Source organism: Pontibacillus salipaludis (genome assembly GCF_014642405.1).
Taxonomy (GTDB): Bacteria; Bacillota; Bacilli; order Bacillales; family BH030062; genus Pontibacillus; species Pontibacillus salipaludis.
This window is the reverse complement of record NZ_BMIN01000031.1, coordinates 1-15,337: the sequence shown is the minus strand read 5'-3', so window position 1 is coordinate 15,337 and position 15,337 is coordinate 1. Positions and strand designations below refer to the sequence as shown.

Annotated in this window: 19 protein-coding genes; 11 read left to right on the top strand and 8 right to left on the bottom strand. The window is 39.4% G+C overall.

The window, feature by feature from the left end:
* Positions 1-136: 136 nt before the first annotated feature.
* The 5 genes from IEW76_RS20470 to IEW76_RS20450 all read right to left on the bottom strand — a co-directional run bounded on the left by IEW76_RS20470 (position 137) and on the right by IEW76_RS20450 (position 3,346).
* Entirely contained in the window at positions 137-337 is a 201-nt protein-coding gene (locus IEW76_RS20470; protein ID WP_188656221.1) for a hypothetical protein, read from the bottom strand.
* Positions 338-401: 64 nt separating this feature from the next.
* Complete coding sequence (locus IEW76_RS20465; protein WP_188656220.1) at positions 402-896, bottom strand: YkyB family protein; 495 nt, start codon at positions 894-896, stop codon at positions 402-404.
* A 108-nt stretch (positions 897-1,004) separates the two neighbouring features.
* On the bottom strand, positions 1,005-1,616 hold the full coding sequence (locus IEW76_RS20460) for an SCO family protein (protein ID WP_188656219.1): 612 nt from the start codon (positions 1,614-1,616) through the stop codon (positions 1,005-1,007).
* A 99-nt stretch (positions 1,617-1,715) separates the two neighbouring features.
* A complete protein-coding gene (locus IEW76_RS20455) occupies positions 1,716-1,949 on the bottom strand; it encodes a hypothetical protein (RefSeq protein ID WP_188656218.1) in 234 nt (77 codons plus the stop codon).
* 527 nt (positions 1,950-2,476) lie between these two features.
* Positions 2,477-3,346, bottom strand: coding sequence for a metallophosphoesterase (locus IEW76_RS20450; protein WP_229721321.1), 870 nt, complete (start codon positions 3,344-3,346; stop codon positions 2,477-2,479).
* A gap of 181 nt (positions 3,347-3,527) precedes the next feature.
* Here IEW76_RS20450 and fadH point away from each other — a divergent pair, with 181 nt between their 5' ends.
* Positions 3,528-4,295, top strand: a complete 768-nt coding sequence (gene fadH, locus IEW76_RS20445; RefSeq protein ID WP_188656217.1) for a 2,4-dienoyl-CoA reductase — start codon at positions 3,528-3,530, stop codon at positions 4,293-4,295.
* Between the two features lie 63 nt (positions 4,296-4,358).
* Here the strand turns inward: fadH and trhA are convergent, their stop codons facing one another.
* Positions 4,359-4,994, bottom strand: a complete 636-nt coding sequence (gene trhA, locus IEW76_RS20440) for a PAQR family membrane homeostasis protein TrhA (RefSeq protein ID WP_188656216.1) — start codon at positions 4,992-4,994, stop codon at positions 4,359-4,361.
* A 180-nt stretch (positions 4,995-5,174) separates the two neighbouring features.
* Here trhA and IEW76_RS20435 point away from each other — a divergent pair, with 180 nt between their 5' ends.
* The gene (locus IEW76_RS20435; protein ID WP_188656215.1) at positions 5,175-5,579 is read left to right on the top strand and encodes a hypothetical protein; all 405 of its coding nucleotides are present in this window, start codon (positions 5,175-5,177) and stop codon (positions 5,577-5,579) included.
* Positions 5,580-5,722: 143 nt separating this feature from the next.
* Positions 5,723-6,937 carry an EAL domain-containing protein gene (locus tag IEW76_RS20430; protein WP_188656214.1) on the top strand — a complete coding sequence of 405 codons (1,215 nt, stop codon included), beginning with the start codon at positions 5,723-5,725 and terminating at the stop codon, positions 6,935-6,937.
* Positions 6,938-7,165: 228 nt separating this feature from the next.
* On the opposite strand, the gene IEW76_RS20425 is transcribed toward IEW76_RS20430, so the two are convergent.
* On the bottom strand, positions 7,166-8,074 hold the full coding sequence (locus tag IEW76_RS20425; RefSeq protein ID WP_188656213.1) for a cation diffusion facilitator family transporter: 909 nt from the start codon (positions 8,072-8,074) through the stop codon (positions 7,166-7,168).
* Positions 8,075-8,089: 15 nt separating this feature from the next.
* Positions 8,090-8,395, bottom strand: coding sequence for an ArsR/SmtB family transcription factor (locus tag IEW76_RS20420; RefSeq protein ID WP_188656212.1), 306 nt, complete (start codon positions 8,393-8,395; stop codon positions 8,090-8,092).
* A 295-nt stretch (positions 8,396-8,690) separates the two neighbouring features.
* Between IEW76_RS20420 and IEW76_RS21000 the strand changes: the two genes are divergently transcribed.
* From IEW76_RS21000 to IEW76_RS20385, 8 genes are all read left to right on the top strand, one after another.
* Positions 8,691-8,816, top strand: coding sequence for a hypothetical protein (locus IEW76_RS21000; RefSeq protein WP_268235086.1), 126 nt, complete (start codon positions 8,691-8,693; stop codon positions 8,814-8,816).
* A gap of 77 nt (positions 8,817-8,893) precedes the next feature.
* Positions 8,894-9,364, top strand: a complete 471-nt coding sequence (locus IEW76_RS20415) for a DUF3993 domain-containing protein (protein WP_188656211.1) — start codon at positions 8,894-8,896, stop codon at positions 9,362-9,364.
* A 110-nt stretch (positions 9,365-9,474) separates the two neighbouring features.
* On the top strand, positions 9,475-9,924 hold the full coding sequence (cbpB, locus tag IEW76_RS20410) for a cyclic-di-AMP-binding protein CbpB (RefSeq protein ID WP_188656210.1): 450 nt from the start codon (positions 9,475-9,477) through the stop codon (positions 9,922-9,924).
* 129 nt (positions 9,925-10,053) lie between these two features.
* Positions 10,054-11,484 (top strand): MDR family MFS transporter, encoded by a 1,431-nt coding sequence (locus IEW76_RS20405; protein WP_229721322.1) that lies wholly within the window; start codon positions 10,054-10,056, stop codon positions 11,482-11,484.
* A 71-nt stretch (positions 11,485-11,555) separates the two neighbouring features.
* Positions 11,556-12,275: a 2,3,4,5-tetrahydropyridine-2,6-dicarboxylate N-acetyltransferase gene (gene dapD / locus IEW76_RS20400; RefSeq protein WP_188656208.1), complete on the top strand. Its 720-nt coding sequence runs from the start codon at positions 11,556-11,558 to the stop codon at positions 12,273-12,275.
* A 57-nt stretch (positions 12,276-12,332) separates the two neighbouring features.
* Positions 12,333-13,448, top strand: a complete 1,116-nt coding sequence (locus IEW76_RS20395; protein ID WP_188656207.1) for an N-acetyldiaminopimelate deacetylase — start codon at positions 12,333-12,335, stop codon at positions 13,446-13,448.
* Between the two features lie 83 nt (positions 13,449-13,531).
* Positions 13,532-13,780 (top strand): YkuS family protein, encoded by a 249-nt coding sequence (locus IEW76_RS20390; protein ID WP_188656206.1) that lies wholly within the window; start codon positions 13,532-13,534, stop codon positions 13,778-13,780.
* A 124-nt stretch (positions 13,781-13,904) separates the two neighbouring features.
* Positions 13,905-15,194, top strand: a complete 1,290-nt coding sequence (locus IEW76_RS20385; RefSeq protein WP_188656205.1) for a hemolysin family protein — start codon at positions 13,905-13,907, stop codon at positions 15,192-15,194.
* The last annotated feature ends 143 nt before the right edge of the window (positions 15,195-15,337 follow it).

Sequence of the window (15,337 nt, the reverse complement as noted above, 5' to 3'; positions counted from 1 at the left end):
TAGGGCTTCGTAGTTTATCTCATCGATATAAATTTCTACGTCAAACTTAGGGAAACCGCCGAGTACGGGTCCGTACGCTCGGTGGTGTGAGAGGACGGAGGTTAGTCACCTCCTCCTACTCGATTGTTATTGCTTATTAATACGTCACTTTTTCGTGCATACTCTCGTACCACTTTGTAACTTCTTTATTCAACTGCCTTGGGGTTTCTGTGAAAGGGGTATGCTTATTAACGAGCAACTGTTCCTCTTCACTAAGACGTTCATATGCATCCTTCATTTCTTCAGACCATTTCATAAATTGATTGAGCTCATACATGAAATTCTTCATCTCGCTCACGTTCCATCCCTCCTTATGGAAGGGATTCCTTTCAATGGAAGAATTGAAACCTTTCAATAGGCTGTTATCTTCGTCTATCCTTTTGTTCCCAAGAAACAAGTTGACCCCAAGGTGCGTAATGGGGATTATTGTATGGAGACTTCGTGTGTCTCTTGTTTCTTTGTTCTGCTTTTACTTTGCTGTCTTCCTCCCAATTCAGATAGCGATAGAGCACTTTTTTTGCTTTTGATAAAGAAAGACTTGGTTTTGGATTTCGATAGGATTGATCGATGTTACCTAAGTGCTCGAGCGCTTGGAAGTCTTCTTTTCGAGGGGGAATATGGAAATAGTAATTAGCAACTTGTACCAAAAGAGTGGAGTGCTGATGGCTATATTTCGGGTGGTCAGAATAGTGGAGGCCGATCTTTTTTGCATGTTTTTGGGCGATTAGTTGTTGAATCGCTTTTTTCTTTAGTGTATACAAATGTCTGGGATCAGGCGCTGTTTTAGCATGACGGTTGACGACATATAAAGCTTCCGCAATTTCTTTTGTAGAAGAATGTTTTACATCATTTTTCAAAAAACTTCCTCCTTTATCATAACTACTACCATCGTACAAAAGGTGGTCCGAAAAAGCAAATTTAAAAAATGATGAGAGCCCTCTGAACGAAGGGCCTCTCACCTTGAGTTAATTTATATAACCTTTTAAATCTTCGAATAAAGGTTCCATATTATTAATGTCTGTTCCAATATACCCTTTTATGGCCTTGCCCTCGGGAGTTATGATATACATCCGTGACGAATGCATAAAGTCATAATCTGGCTGACCTTCGGGGGCATCTTTTAAAGGTAACTTCTCAACTGGTGCTTTAAAGGATTTTAAGGCGAACTCTTTAATTGTTTGGGGTTCATAGCCTGTTAGGAAGTCCCAATTTGTAAAGTCGGCCTGAAATTTATTAGCGTAATCTTTCAAAACTTCAGGTGAATCATGTTCTGGGTCGATCGAAAAAGAGACAAAGCGAACCTGGTCCTCTAGTCCAGCCTCTTCCACCATCGTTTGTAATCGCGCCATATTATTTGTCATAGGCGGGCAGGCACTTGTGCAATTCGTGAAGATAAAGTCAGCTACCCAAAAATCCCCTTCTAAATCTTCCTTAGAGACGGTTTCTCCGTTCTGGTTCGTGAACTCAAATTCTTTGATATCATAAGAGAAATCCCCTTCATACCCTTTTGAACTTGAACATGCCGTTAATAAAAGAATCATTAGGAGGAACCCAACTCCTATAATCGGTCGTTTCATATCATATCCCCCAGTGTGCTTCAACTTTGTATCCAAAGAATATTTTAACATGAAGCTTAGAATGGAAGCTATGAACATTTCGTGAAACGATCTTAAAGGTTAAAAGTAAGGTCTGTAATAGGGAGGGCAGCCATATGGACGACATCCGTATGGTGGATAATAAGGGTACGGTGGATAAGGATAAGGTGGTCTGAATGCTCCATAAAAGAGCGGAGCAACGGCTAAACCTGTTAAAAATGGTATAAAAGGACCGACAAAGCGTTGATCCCCTTGATTTCCTTGAGGTATAGTTCTGTACAGACTTTGATGATAAATAGGTGAATATTGATGCATAGGGTGACTCTCCTTTCACTATAGACTCTTTAATCAGTCTATGTGAATGGGGGTAATGTTGAGTCTGTCCTCTTAAGTAACGGATTTTAATAATGTATATTGAATTCTCAATTCTTCCACATAAGCCTCCTTAAATGGAAGAATTGAAGGTGAGACAATTCATGCAAACGGGACCGCCAGCGATTGTTGAGTGCTTGGGGTGTCTTGGGAACGACTAGCTTTCCTCGGGCAGCCGCACATGATGTGGGGTCGTTCGACGTTGGCTATTGACATGATGCTTTTAGTCGAACTTCGAACTTCCCCTTTCTTTTTAGAGTCTCTCCATTCCCAAGACACCCCTGGCTTTAGATTGTAAAGACGGCCCTGCAGTTTATTTGTAGGAAGTTTGAAGACCTCTTACCTATGCATGTTTCCGTCCCCTTACGCTCTAATAACACAAACGGAAACATTCTCTCAGCTTCGAATCTTTAAGGACCACAAACTTTAATAGACTCTACGGAAAAAGACTACTTTCGAGTGAAAGTAGTCTAAGTTTGCTTAAGTGTATGAATGGTGTATTCAGGGCGGCATAGGAACCGGTATGGCTCGCGGGTTGTACCAAGTCCGCGACTAACGTATATAGAAAGTGGGTAATTTCCTGTTTTGTACCAACCCTCCACATAGCGTTCAGCTAAGGGGGGAGTAATAAGGTGGCCGATGAAGGGGATCTGTACTTGCCCCCCGTGACTATGTCCTGAAAGCTGTATATCTACTTGATAGTGTTTAACTGATTCTGCGTAATCTGGTTCATGACAAAGAAGTAGAGTGAAAAAGTCTTTTTCTTTGCCTTGGAGTGCGTTGGCAATATTCGGTCTTCCGAGCATTACGTCATCAAGGCCAGCTAATAGAATTTGATTACCCTGTTCTTCAATAAGAGTGTGACTATTTTGGAGAAGTTGAAAGCCAGCTTTTTTCATTGTATCGGCTATAACTTCTGTGCCGTAGCCTCCATGATCGTGATTTCCATAGATCCAAAACTTTCCCATTGGAGCTTCTAATTTGCTTAATATAGTTGCTACCCTCTCAAATATATGAGTTGGTACTTCGTCTGGAGCATCAATCAAATCCCCGGTAAATAATAGCACATCTGGCTGTTGGGTCTGAATGGAATTTACTAGTTTTTCAAACTGTTCAAGATCGTAATGAAAACCAATATGTGTATCACTGAATTGTAATATCTTTTTGTTATGGAAGGACGATGGAATACGAGCCGACTCAATAACTTCTTCTTGAATTGTAAGCATGGAAGGCTCAATGTATCTGGCATAATAGTAAGTCCCCCCGCTGATTCCGAACAAGCTTAAAACGCTACCAAAAAGGCGCTTCATGAATGTTCGACGAGTAATAGGTTTTGACATAAGTTATTCACGCCTTTTTTACAAATCTCTTAACCCCATGAGTAGGGATAGTAGCATTATAGCATGTATGTTTGTTTAAATTGGAAGATTTCTTAAGTTGAAATGAAAATGAAAAATTACACAACTTTGAAAGGGTTTTCAATATCTTCTAAAGAATTTATATGCAAAGGAGGAATAGCTCATGAGAGATGAAGTCGTTATTGTTACAGGTGGTTCAAGTGGGATGGGGAAATACATGGCTCAAAAATTTGCCAAAGAGGGAGCTAATGTAGTTATTACAGGGCGTAACCAAGAAAGGTTAGACCAAGCTAAGAGTGAAATTGGCCAAGACGTAGAAGGTTCCATACATACGATTGTGATGGATGTAAGAAAACCTGAGGATGTAGAAAGGATGGTTGAAGAGACCGTTGATACATTTGGGGGCCTTGATCATTTAGTAAATAATGCTGCAGGGAATTTTATATGTCCTGCTGATAAGTTGTCCGTTAATGGATGGAACTCAGTTATAGATATCGTATTGAATGGGACGTTTTATTGCTGTCGTGCTGCCGTTGACTATTGGATGAAAGAAGGAAAAAAAGGAAACATTTTAAATATGGTCGCTACCTATGCGTGGGATGCTGGGGCTGGAGTTATACATTCTGCAGCAGCAAAATCAGGGGTTCTTTCGATCACGCGTACGCTAGCCGTCGAGTGGGGATACAAATACGGGATCCGGACAAATGCTATTGCACCTGGACCAATTGAACGTACTGGTGGAGCTGATAAATTATTTGAGTCAGAAGAAGCAGCCAAGAGAACGTTAGAGTCCGTTCCTTTAAAACGCCTAGGACAACCTGAAGAAATAGCTGAATTAGCTCATTTCATTCTTTCAGATAAAGCCTCATATATGAATGGAGAAGTGGTTACATTAGATGGGGGTCAGTGGTTGAATAAATTCCCATTTTAATTTTCCCTTTTTAAAAGGTGGGGCATACGTAAAAAGAGGCATCTCCAAGGAGGTGCCTCTTTTTCATATGACATAAAAGAAAATGGTGAAGAAATGCATGGCTGATCCGGCGAGTACGAATAAGTGCCACACAGCGTGGTGAAAGGTAAAGCTACGCCATACATAAAAGATTGTACCAACAGAATATAGGACGCCGCCGACAACTAAAAGAACTAATCCTCCAAAAGCAAGTTTTGTTACGAGTGGATTCCAAGCTAGAACAATAATCCAACCCATCAAGACGTAAAAGACAGTTGATAGAACAACAAATTTCTTAACAAAGAAAACTTTGAACACGACTCCGAAAATGGCTATTCCCCATACAATCCCGAATAACGTCCAGCCGAGTGTGCCTCTTAATACGACAAGCAATAGAGGAGTGTACGTGCCCGCAATAAACAAGTAGATCGCAGCATGGTCAAAGATCTCGAAAAGGTCTTTCCATTTTCCGTCCGGCATTCCATGTACCATTGTCGAAGATAGATACAAAAAGATCATCGTTGCTCCATATATAGATACAGATACAATGTGCCATGGATTCCCATTCATAGAGGCATTAACGACTAAAAGAACTAAAGCAGCAATACTTAGTAAAACCCCAACTCCGTGTGTGACGGCGTTCACGATTTCTTCGCGTTTCGTATACGTATGTGTTTCCACATTCAGAACCTACCTCATAAATATAATTTCTTTAAGTATAACGCTTTTTAGCCTTTTCTACCAAAAGTTTCTGTTTACTTTTTTAGTTTTGTTGATGAAAATTAGAAAAAACCAAAAAATACACAACTAAAATAAATAATAGGAAACACTAAGAGGAGTATAAAAAGGAGTGAAAAGTGTATGAGGAAATGGATTATTTATGTCATTGCGGCTTTGATGACGGTGCTTGTGGTAACTCCTTCTGTATATGCTCATGATTATAAAGAAGGTTGTCATAAAAATCATCATAGAACAGAAGCCAAACAAGCTCTCGTCGATGAATTAGGGCTTACAAAGAAAGAGTTCAACACGTATCGAGAAGAGGGGAACACATTAAGGCAGATCATCTTAAAAGCAGGGAAGACCCCTGAAGAAGTTAAAAAGTCTTTAAAGAAAAAGCATGAAGAATCATTACAGAAAAAAGTAGATGAAGATTGGATGACAGAAAAGAAGAAACAAGCAATTCTAGAGAAATTTGATGAACATTTCGAGAAACACCTAGATCATAAACATAGAGAAAAATCTAGTACTAATAAGAAAGATTGATGAAGTAAAAGGGCCAGTTTCTGGTCTTTTTTTAATGGAATCTTATAAATGCACCTATCTCTTTTCACATAATTCGGATAAAATAGTACAATAAAGTAAGCGCTTATAGTGAAACTACTGAGATAACCAGGAGGGATGCGCGCATGGATCCATTAGATGTAGTCAGTCACTTAGAAAGAGTCAAACCTGTGTACCAGCCTGTATTCTCTGCCGTAAAACATGATATTATCGGATACGAAGTATTAGGGAGATATTGGCATGAGGGAGAATGGGTTAGTTTAGGGAGATTCTTTCATGATGCTCAAGTACCAGAAGATTTTAAATTAGAGGTTGACCAACATCTTCTTCAACTTGCTATTGAAGATATGGTAGAACACGATATGAATGGCAATTTATTTATTAACCGCAACGCAAAGCAGCTTATGCTTGAGAGTGGCGAGCCATTACTTACAACTTTACACCACTATGAAGAAAAAGGCTTTGATATGAGTCGTATCGTTCTTGAAATTACGGAGCATGATTTCGACGAAGACTTTGAAATGTTGAATCATTTATTGCTTTATTACAAAACATACGGCATACAAATAGCAGTCGATCATGTCGGTGCTAAAAGCTCCAACTTAGACAGGCTGCGTCAGTTGGAACCTCATATACTCAAGGTCGACTCAAAAATTCTATCAGGTGTAGATTCAAGTGGTTATCAAGATATCCTATATTCTCTTTCTATGCTTGCTAGAAGAATTGGAGCGGCACTTATATTTGAGAATATCGAAGATGCTTACCAGTTGTATTATGCTTGGAAGCATGGTGGTCGTTACTATCAAGGATTTTATTTGGCCAGACCGTCATTCTCATTTCTTGAACCATTTAGTCAACAGCCACTTATTAAAGAACACGTGGACGGTTTTATTAAACGAGAGAAGAGCTTGATAGAAGAAAGGCTTGCCCACGTATTAAAGTGGGACCAACGAATAAGAGGGCTGTTAGATCATTGGGACGGTCCTAAGCGGGTGGACTCTTTTCTTGATAAGGTAACAGGATATTTCGACGAAGAAAGTTTCAGAATGTATGTTTGCGACAGTAACGGGCGTCAGATTTCATCTAACTTTCGAAAGCGTGAAGAAACATGGAAAAAGGAAACCGATATACTAGGGACAAACTGGGCGTTTCGTCCTTACTTCCTTGAGAATATGGTCCAAATGAGGTTATGGAATAAAGGTAGATTATCCGATTTATATTCTGATATCGAAACAAGAGAAATGATCCGCACCTTTAGCTTTCCACTTTCCGACCATCATTACATATTTATTGATATTAAATATGCCTATATTTACGACCATGAGTCGTTGCTAATTTAAATAACTGGTTTATTTAATGGGAGTTTATTCAAGAATAGGGAAGTTCGACTAAGAACGTCACGTCAATAACCAATGTCGAACGACCCCACGTCGTGTGGGGCCGCGGAAAGCGAGTCGTTCCAAAGACACCCCAACTACTTAAAAACGTAACGGCCCAATCCACATAAACATGTCTAAACATAGTATTGTATACAAAAAAGAGCTTGGATTACCAAGCTCTTTTTTGTGTTAATTGCAACAGTCATCATCCTCATGAGGCAGAACAGATTGACCTTCTATTTGTATAGTGGAGTGTGTAATGTGATAGTCGGTTTTTAATAAACCAACGGCTTTTTGTAGTAAAAGATCTCGTTCACAATCGTGATCTACAACAATATGGCAAGTTAAGGCTGGAAACTCGCTTGTAATCGACCACACGTGTAAATCGTGAACATCAACCACATTAGGTAGTTCTTTTAGGGAGTTATGCAGCTGTTCCAATTCAATTCCTTTTGGTTTACCTTCCATTAAAACATGGAAGGAATCTTTTGCAACGCGGTAACCGCTCGTTATGATAAGTAAGGCTACAAGCACACTTGCAATTGGGTCTGCAATATTCCAGTTAAAGAAATAAATTAGAAGTCCGGCGATAATAGCTCCAACAGAACCAAGTAAATCTCCTAGGACGTGTAGGAAGGCACTACGAAGATTTAGATTTTCTTCAGTATCGCCTCTCATTAGGATCCAAGCCACAACTATATTAACAACTAGACCTATAAAGGCAACAATCATCATCCCCATACTGACATTGGGTGGATCTAGAAAACGTTGGTAAGCTTCCCAAAATATATAAAGGGAAATGACAATCAAAGTTACCCCGTTTAAAAAGGCGGCTAATATTTCAAACCGTTTATATCCATACGTTTTTGCCTTGCTGGCTGATCTTTCTCCAATTTTAAACGCTACTAAACTCAGTCCAAGTGCTGCTGCGTCACTTAACATGTGGCCAGCATCTGATAGTAGAGCAAGGCTGTTGGTTATAAGACCGCCTATTACTTCAACTATCATAAATCCAAATATAAGAATAAAGCTCCATAATAAAGCTGTTTTATTAGCTCCGTGTGTATGATCATGTCCGTGATCATGTGAGTGTCCCATCAATGTACCTCCTGTTTAAATGTGTTTTGCGTGTTCGATCGCCTGGTTTAATAAATGAAAGATATGATGATCCTCAGGCGAGTAATAGAGTGTTGTTTTATGTCTTCTACACTTAATGAGTCGCTGTTGTTTTAAATAACGTAACTGATGAGAAACGGTAGATTGTTGAAGACCTAACGTTTTTGCAATCTCATTAACAGAACATTCCTTATGAAATAATAAATGCAAAATCCGTACTCTTGTTGGATCAGAAAGTGCTTTGAACGTTTGAGTTGTTTTATCAAGCGTTTCCTCATGTAAATCGTAATTATGATTACTCATGCACATCCCCCCTGTATATGAATATATGATCATGTATTCATATTAACACTTTAATTATTTAAGCTAAATTAAAGAATCTATCGTATTGTTTCCCCAAAAACAAGCAAAATATGCTGAAAAATTTACTTCTTTCTTGGAATAAGCTCTTCTTCGTCAAGTATCTCCAATATGTGGATTGTTCCTTTACAAAGGTTAGGGAGGCTTGTCTACCAATAGGGGGATTTTACGAACGAAACTACCTTCCCTGCATACTGTATATTGATAGAATAAAGATAAAGAAAAGAGAGGGTTGTGTATGCATTATCATTGTGATCGGTGTTGCGTGTTGTCTACTGAGAATAAACAATGTCCTGCTTGTGGCCATATTGATTTAAAGCCTATTAAGATTGAGGTTCACAGCAATTCACAAGAGAAAAAGTAGGTCATAGGGGGCGTAGCCTGTTAGGATAAATTTCTAAAATCAGGTGCGTCTCTGTTTAAACTAAAGGGGGATGGGGTATGAGAAAGTCGTTATTGTTCGGAGTCGTTCTTATGCTTGCGATTGTATTTTTCTCTTTTAAAACGGTACAAGCAGGTCAAGACAGAAACGTCGAATGGCAACAGATTCTCAAGGAAGCCCATCAAGTTCAGTCAGAACATGCTTCAAAGCAGTCAACTTATAGTGAGATTCGGAGTTCTTTTATCAAATTGTTTACCAAAGAGAGCATGATGATCGTCTTTAGAGAGCATCTTATTATGGATGGGGAAATGTTTCAATTTGGTACAACTGACTTTTCGCCATATGTCATTCCAAAGAATATAGGGAATTTCTCTGTTATAGAAAAGCAAAAACATCAAATTATTGTTAAGGAAAAAAAGAAAGAAGTATCCGAGATCTTAGGTGAAAGTGAAATTAGAAGAATTATTACGATTTCCAAAACAGATGAGGGATGGCGTATCTCAAAGCTTGAATGGGATCATGAGGTGTAAGTTATGTTATCGTTTTCTTATAGATTGTGTTATAATATTCTTCGGGATTTATAGAGCATATAACAATTGCTTACTCCTCCGTGTGTGAACAAGAAGGAGTGTACGAACGTATGATTAGTTTGCAAAGAGAAGAATTAGAGAAGTATTATGTAGGAGAATTAATGATTCCCTCAGAGATTGTAGCTCACGTTCAAGGAGGCAACCCTCTTGAACACGCGCTATTAGTGCTTGTGAAATCAGGGTATTCTGCTGTTCCAGTTTTAGATGCAAAATACAGATTACAAGGAACCATTAGTAAAACAATTATAATTGAAAATATGCTAGGAGTAGAGCAATTTGAGCTCGACAAACTATCTTCTGTACGCGTAGAAGAGGTTATGAATACAGAAATTCCGTGTTTAAAGAAAGAGGATAGTTTTTCAAAAGCGTTAGGGGAAGTAGTCAATCATCCATTCGTATGTGTAGCTGATGAGAATGGATATTTCGACGGGATTCTAACAAGGAGAGCCATCTTAAAACCATTAAACAAACACTTTCACACTTATAACAATAAAATGTAGCATGTAAGAGGTGTTCTCTTTGAGGACGCCTCTGTTTTTTATAGATAGGAGATGGGTTATTTGGAAGCGCATACATCAATAACGCCAAATCAGAACACGTCTAAAAGACCTCTCGTACTTGCTTCTATTATGCTTGCAATGTTTTTAGCAGCGATAGAAGCTACGATTGTCTCTACTGCAATGCCGAGTATTGTAGCAGCGCTTGGTGGTTTTTCTCTATATAGTTGGGTGTTTTCTGCCTATCTATTAACAAATGCCAGTACGGTTTTAATTTTCGGCAAACTATCTGATTTGTTTGGACGAAAGCCTATCTTTCTGATTGGCATCAGTTTATTTTTAACGGGGTCCTTGTTATGTGGCTTTGCTACTTCAATGACTACTCTTATCCTATTTCGGTTTCTACAAGGCGTCGGTGCAGGAGCACTTATGCCCATCGCATCGACCATAGTAGGAGATCTATATACCAAAGAGGAGCGGGCCCAAATTCAGGGCTATCTTTCTAGCGTATGGGGAATCTCAGCTGTAACAGGTCCCGCACTGGGAGGTTTTTTTGTAGATTATTTAAATTGGCGTTACGTGTTTTGGATGAACCTTCCTTTAGGGCTCTTGGCTATTATCGGGGTAGTATGGTTCTTTCATGAGAATGTCGAGAAAAAGCGGCATTCCATTGATTTTGCAGGTTCAGCGATATTAATGGTCGGTATTTCATCTTTAATGGTCCTTCTAGTAGAAGGAGGAATAGGTATCCCCTGGCAATCTCCGTTGGCGGTAGTGTTATTAGTGATTTTTGGGACATGCTTGATAGGATTTTATATTCAAGAAAAGCGTGCGCTTGATCCGATGATGCCATTTTCTATATGGGAATACCGTTCTATTACAATTGCAAATGTAACATCTCTTATTACTGGTATGATTCTAATAGGTGTATCAAGCTATCTTCCGGCTTTTGTGCAAGGAGTTATGGGAATGTCGGCGACTGTTGCTGGTTTTACACTGACCACAATGTCGATTGGTTGGCCTGTTTCCTCGATGATTGCAGGACGTTTGCTATTGAAAATTGGATTCCGTGCAACATCTCTAATTGGAGGAGTAGCATTAGTTGTGGGAGGAATCTTTTTCTTTTTCTTATCTCCTGATAAGGGTCCTGTCTGGGCAGCATTAGGTTCCTTCTTTATTGGAATAGGAATGGGGATGTCAACCACTTCATTTATTGTTTCCATTCAAAGCACCGTAGACTGGAAAACCCGAGGAATTGCGACTGCGTCTAATATGTTTATGCGAAGTATTGGTAGTGCAATTGGCGCTGCAATCCTTGGAGGAGTATTAAATAGTGTAATACAGAATACGATACAGGAAAAACAGTTAGATGAATCAGTGACTATTGATACGGTTAACCAACTACTTGACTCAGAAGGGAAAGCTAGCTTGTCTACTCGTACACAAGTGGCCCTGGAAGAGGCTCTAACTCTTGGGTTACACCAAGTATATTTAGGTTTATTGGTCTTGGCTGTAGTTTCCCTCATATTGATATTATTTTTACCAAAAGGTGAAAAAACCTAATGCCTTGTCACCCCCTCTTGAGTCTGATAAAGTAGTAAAATAACGTTGTACTACATAAAGGAGGAGCAGCCATGGAAATGATGGATGCAAACGAAATTATTTCGTTTATTTCAAATAGTAAGAAATCTACACCAGTAAAAGTATATGTTAAAGGGGAGAACCTAAAGTCAATTGATTTTGGCGAAACGGTTAAATCCTTTGTTGATAATGAAACTGGCGTCTTATTCGGTGAGTGGAAAGATGTTGAACCTGCACTTGAAAGTAACAAAGGTTCTATTGAAGATTACGTGATTGAAAATGATCGTCGTAACTCTGCAATTCCAACACTTGATCTTAAAAACGTAAATGCTCGTATTGAGCCTGGTGCAATTATTCGTGATCAGGTTGAAATTGGTGACGGAGCCGTTATTATGCTTGGCGCTGCCATTAATATTGGTTCTGTAGTCGGCGAAGGCACAATGATCGACATGAATGTTGTGCTTGGTGGACGTGCTACAGTCGGTAAAAACTGCCACATCGGTGCAGGTGCTGTATTAGCGGGAGTTATTGAACCACCTTCTGCTAAACCAGTTGTAGTAGAAGATGAAGTAGTAGTTGGTGCTAATGCTGTCATTTTAGAGGGTGTAACAGTAGGTAAAGGATCTGTTGTAGCAGCAGGTTCAATCGTAACGCAAGATGTTCCTCCAAATACAGTTGTCGCAGGCACTCCTGCTAAAGTCATCAAAGAAATTGATGAGCAAACTAAAGGGAAAACAGAAATCAAACAAGAATTGCGCAAACTAGATAATTAATGAACTTTTATGAGGTTCTCCTTAGGGAGAGCCTCATTTTTAAAGAGGTGACAAGAGATGAACAGTGAAGCTTTACAAAAGGTTCGGAGAGATCTTCATAAGATCCCTGAACTAGGTTTTCAAGAGACGAAAACGCAAGCGTACCTCCTCCAATTTATTGAAGGCTTGCCGCAAGATTATATTGAGGTTAAAAAGTGGAGGACAGGACTATTAGTTAGAGTTCAAGGGACAAACCCTTCAAAGACGGTTGCGTACCGTGCTGACATTGATGGACTTCCGATTATTGAAGAAACAGGGTATCCGTTTGCTTCGACTCATGAGGGGCAAATGCACGCATGTGGTCATGACTTTCACATGACGATTGCGCTAGGAACTCTAGAACGTTTAGCCCAATCTCCAACCGTAGAGAATGTGTTATTCCTCTTTCAACCAGCTGAAGAAAATCCAGGGGGAGCATTACCAATGCTTCAAAGCGAAGAGATGAAAGCATGGTGGCCAGATGAAATCTTTGCTCTACATATTGCCCCTGAACATCCAGTAGGAACGGTAGCTACTAAGGAAGGTTTGCTATTTGCCAATACAAGCGAGCTGTACATTGACTTCAAAGGAAAAGGCGGACACGCTGCATATCCTCACCTAACGAGAGATATGGTTCTTGCTGCGAGTCAGTATACTGTACAAGCTCAATCCATTGTGTCACGTGCTGTTGATCCTCTTGATTCAGCTGTTGTGACAATCGGGAAGATCACAGGGGGGACTGTACAAAATGGTATTGCGGAAACAGCTCGTTTAGAAGGAACGATGAGATCATTTAAAGCTGATACCATGGATCTCTTAAAGAAGAAAATTGAAGGTTTAGCTAAAGGCATTGAATATAGTCATGAATGTGAAATTTCGATTGACTATGGATCAAATTATTATCAAGTTAAAAATGACGGAACTTTTATGGATCCATTCCAGAGAATAGTTGAGGATCTAGGTTATACTTTTGTGGAATCTAAAGCAGCTATGACAGGAGAAGACTTTGGCTATATGTTAAAAGAAATCCCTGGCTTTATGTTTTGGCTTGGAGTTGATTCTGATTATGGTCTTCATAATGGGAGTCTAAAGCCAAAGGAAGAAGCACTAGAAGTAGGGGTGAATGTTGTAGAACGTACGATCAGGTCTCTTTAAAAAGCAGGACGTATACCCAACCATAATGTGGATACACTACTCCTTGAAGGACTCGTTCCTAACTAAAAAGGAGGTGGGTTACTTTGGCACGAATAGGTGTAGAAGGTACCCTTTCTGACGTACGTGAAGCTTTACAATCAAAAGGTCACGATATTGTTGAATTAAAAAGTGAGCAGGATACACAAGGGTGTGACTGCTGTGTCATTTCTGGTCAAGATAAAAACGTGATGGGCATGGCTGATGCAGCTATGCAAGGTTCCGTTATTAATGCGAACGGGATGACAGCAGATGAAGTTTGCCAAGCTGTAGACTCTCGCGGCCAGCAACAATAAGGAATAGCTGAGCCACTAATGTGGTTCAGCTATTTTTTTATACCTTGATGTACGTTGTATTTCCTCTTAAATTCTAAGGGTAGAGATTCGTGACTGAGATTGATGTTGTAAAGGGAGAGTTCTGATGATTACATTAAATCTATTTTTAGTAGCCCTACTTATTGTTTTAACAGCTTTTTTTGTTATTAGTGAGTTTGCCATTGTGAAAGTGCGGAGGTCTAAGGTTGAGTCGAGAGTTAAAGAGGGGGACAAAAAAGCAGAATCCGTTCTTCATTTATTAGACCGTCTAGATGATTACTTGTCTGCCTGTCAATTAGGTATTACGATTACTTCACTAGGCCTTGGTTGGTTAGGAGAGCCAACGGTTGATAAGCTATTGCATCCTTTAATTGAACAATCTCCTGTTCCTGAGGCGTTAAGCCACACAATCTCATTTGCCATTGCCTTTTTCATTATTACATTCTTGCATGTAGTTCTTGGGGAGCTTGCTCCTAAAACGATTGCCATTCAAAAAGCTGAAGCAGTAACTCTTATGATCGCTAAGCCGCTCATATGGTTTTATAAAATTATGTTTCCATTTATTTGGTTGTTAAATGGAAGTGCAAACGTGTTAACTAGGATGCTTGGATTTGCTTCAGCGAATGAATCAGATGAGGTGCATTCAGAAGATGAATTACGACATATTTTATCTGAGAGTTATCAGCAAGGTGAAATTACACAAACGGAATACAAATATGTAGATCGTATTTTTGAATTTGATAATAGGACAGCTAGGGAGATTATGGTGCCCCGAACAGAAGTAGTCGTTGTTGATATAAATGATACGATGAAAGATAATATGGAAATTATGCGTGACGAGCGGTACACCAGATACCCCGTTATCAATGAAGATAAAGATGATATTGTCGGTGTGATCCATATGAAAGAACTTTTTTATGATGATTGCGATGAATCAAGTGACATTTTATCTTATGTAAGACCTGTACCGAAAATCTTTGAGAATGTACCCCTTAGAGATTTGTTGCTGAAAATGCAAAAAGGTCATATTCACTTAGCTGTACTTGTTGATGAATATGGTGGGACATCTGGTATTGTAACGGTTGAAGATATTTTAGAGGAAATTGTTGGTGAGATTCGTGACGAATTTGATTACGAAGAAGAGTTGCCTATGGATACGCTTGAGAATGGACATAAATTGTTAGATGGAAAAATGGCCATTCAGGATGTAAATGATTATTTTGACCTTGACCTTGATCATGATGAAGTCGATACAATCTCTGGCTGGTTTTTAACTCAAAATATTAATGCAGAAGAAGGAATGGAGATTGATGTTAGTGGCTATCGTTTGAAAGTAAAGGAAATGGAAGATTCTCATATACAAAAAATTGAGTTATGGAAAATAGAAAGGGAATGAGCTTTTTGCTCATTCCCTTTTTGGATGTGTGCCCGACATGGGCGCAAGCTTTAGGGTTAGAGTCCCGAACGGTGAAGGTCGTTGTAGCCGTTAGCCAAGGGCAAGGGTGTCCGGGGTGACCCGGAATCTGAAGGAAGCCGGAG

Bases quoted from the DNA above. Each gene is read 5' to 3' on its own strand.
- IEW76_RS20460 (WP_188656219.1), bottom strand. From the start codon at position 1,616: ATGAAACGACCGATTATAGGAGTTGGGTTCCTCCTAATGATTCTTTTA.
- IEW76_RS20455 (WP_188656218.1), bottom strand. From the start codon at position 1,949: ATGCATCAATATTCACCTATTTATCATCAAAGTCTGTACAGAACTATA.
- IEW76_RS20450 (WP_229721321.1), bottom strand. From the start codon at position 3,346: ATGTCAAAACCTATTACTCGTCGAACATTCATGAAGCGCCTTTTTGGT.
- fadH (WP_188656217.1), top strand. From the start codon at position 3,528: ATGAGAGATGAAGTCGTTATTGTTACAGGTGGTTCAAGTGGGATGGGG.
- IEW76_RS20435 (WP_188656215.1), top strand. From the start codon at position 5,175: ATGAGGAAATGGATTATTTATGTCATTGCGGCTTTGATGACGGTGCTT.
- IEW76_RS20430 (WP_188656214.1), top strand. From the start codon at position 5,723: ATGGATCCATTAGATGTAGTCAGTCACTTAGAAAGAGTCAAACCTGTG.
- IEW76_RS20425 (WP_188656213.1), bottom strand. From the start codon at position 8,074: ATGGGACACTCACATGATCACGGACATGATCATACACACGGAGCTAAT.
- IEW76_RS20420 (WP_188656212.1), bottom strand. From the start codon at position 8,395: ATGAGTAATCATAATTACGATTTACATGAGGAAACGCTTGATAAAACA.
- IEW76_RS21000 (WP_268235086.1), top strand. From the start codon at position 8,691: ATGCATTATCATTGTGATCGGTGTTGCGTGTTGTCTACTGAGAATAAA.
- IEW76_RS20415 (WP_188656211.1), top strand. From the start codon at position 8,894: ATGAGAAAGTCGTTATTGTTCGGAGTCGTTCTTATGCTTGCGATTGTA.
- cbpB (WP_188656210.1), top strand. From the start codon at position 9,475: ATGATTAGTTTGCAAAGAGAAGAATTAGAGAAGTATTATGTAGGAGAA.
- IEW76_RS20405 (WP_229721322.1), top strand. From the start codon at position 10,054: ATGCTTGCAATGTTTTTAGCAGCGATAGAAGCTACGATTGTCTCTACT.
- dapD (WP_188656208.1), top strand. From the start codon at position 11,556: ATGGAAATGATGGATGCAAACGAAATTATTTCGTTTATTTCAAATAGT.
- IEW76_RS20395 (WP_188656207.1), top strand. From the start codon at position 12,333: ATGAACAGTGAAGCTTTACAAAAGGTTCGGAGAGATCTTCATAAGATC.
- IEW76_RS20385 (WP_188656205.1), top strand. From the start codon at position 13,905: ATGATTACATTAAATCTATTTTTAGTAGCCCTACTTATTGTTTTAACA.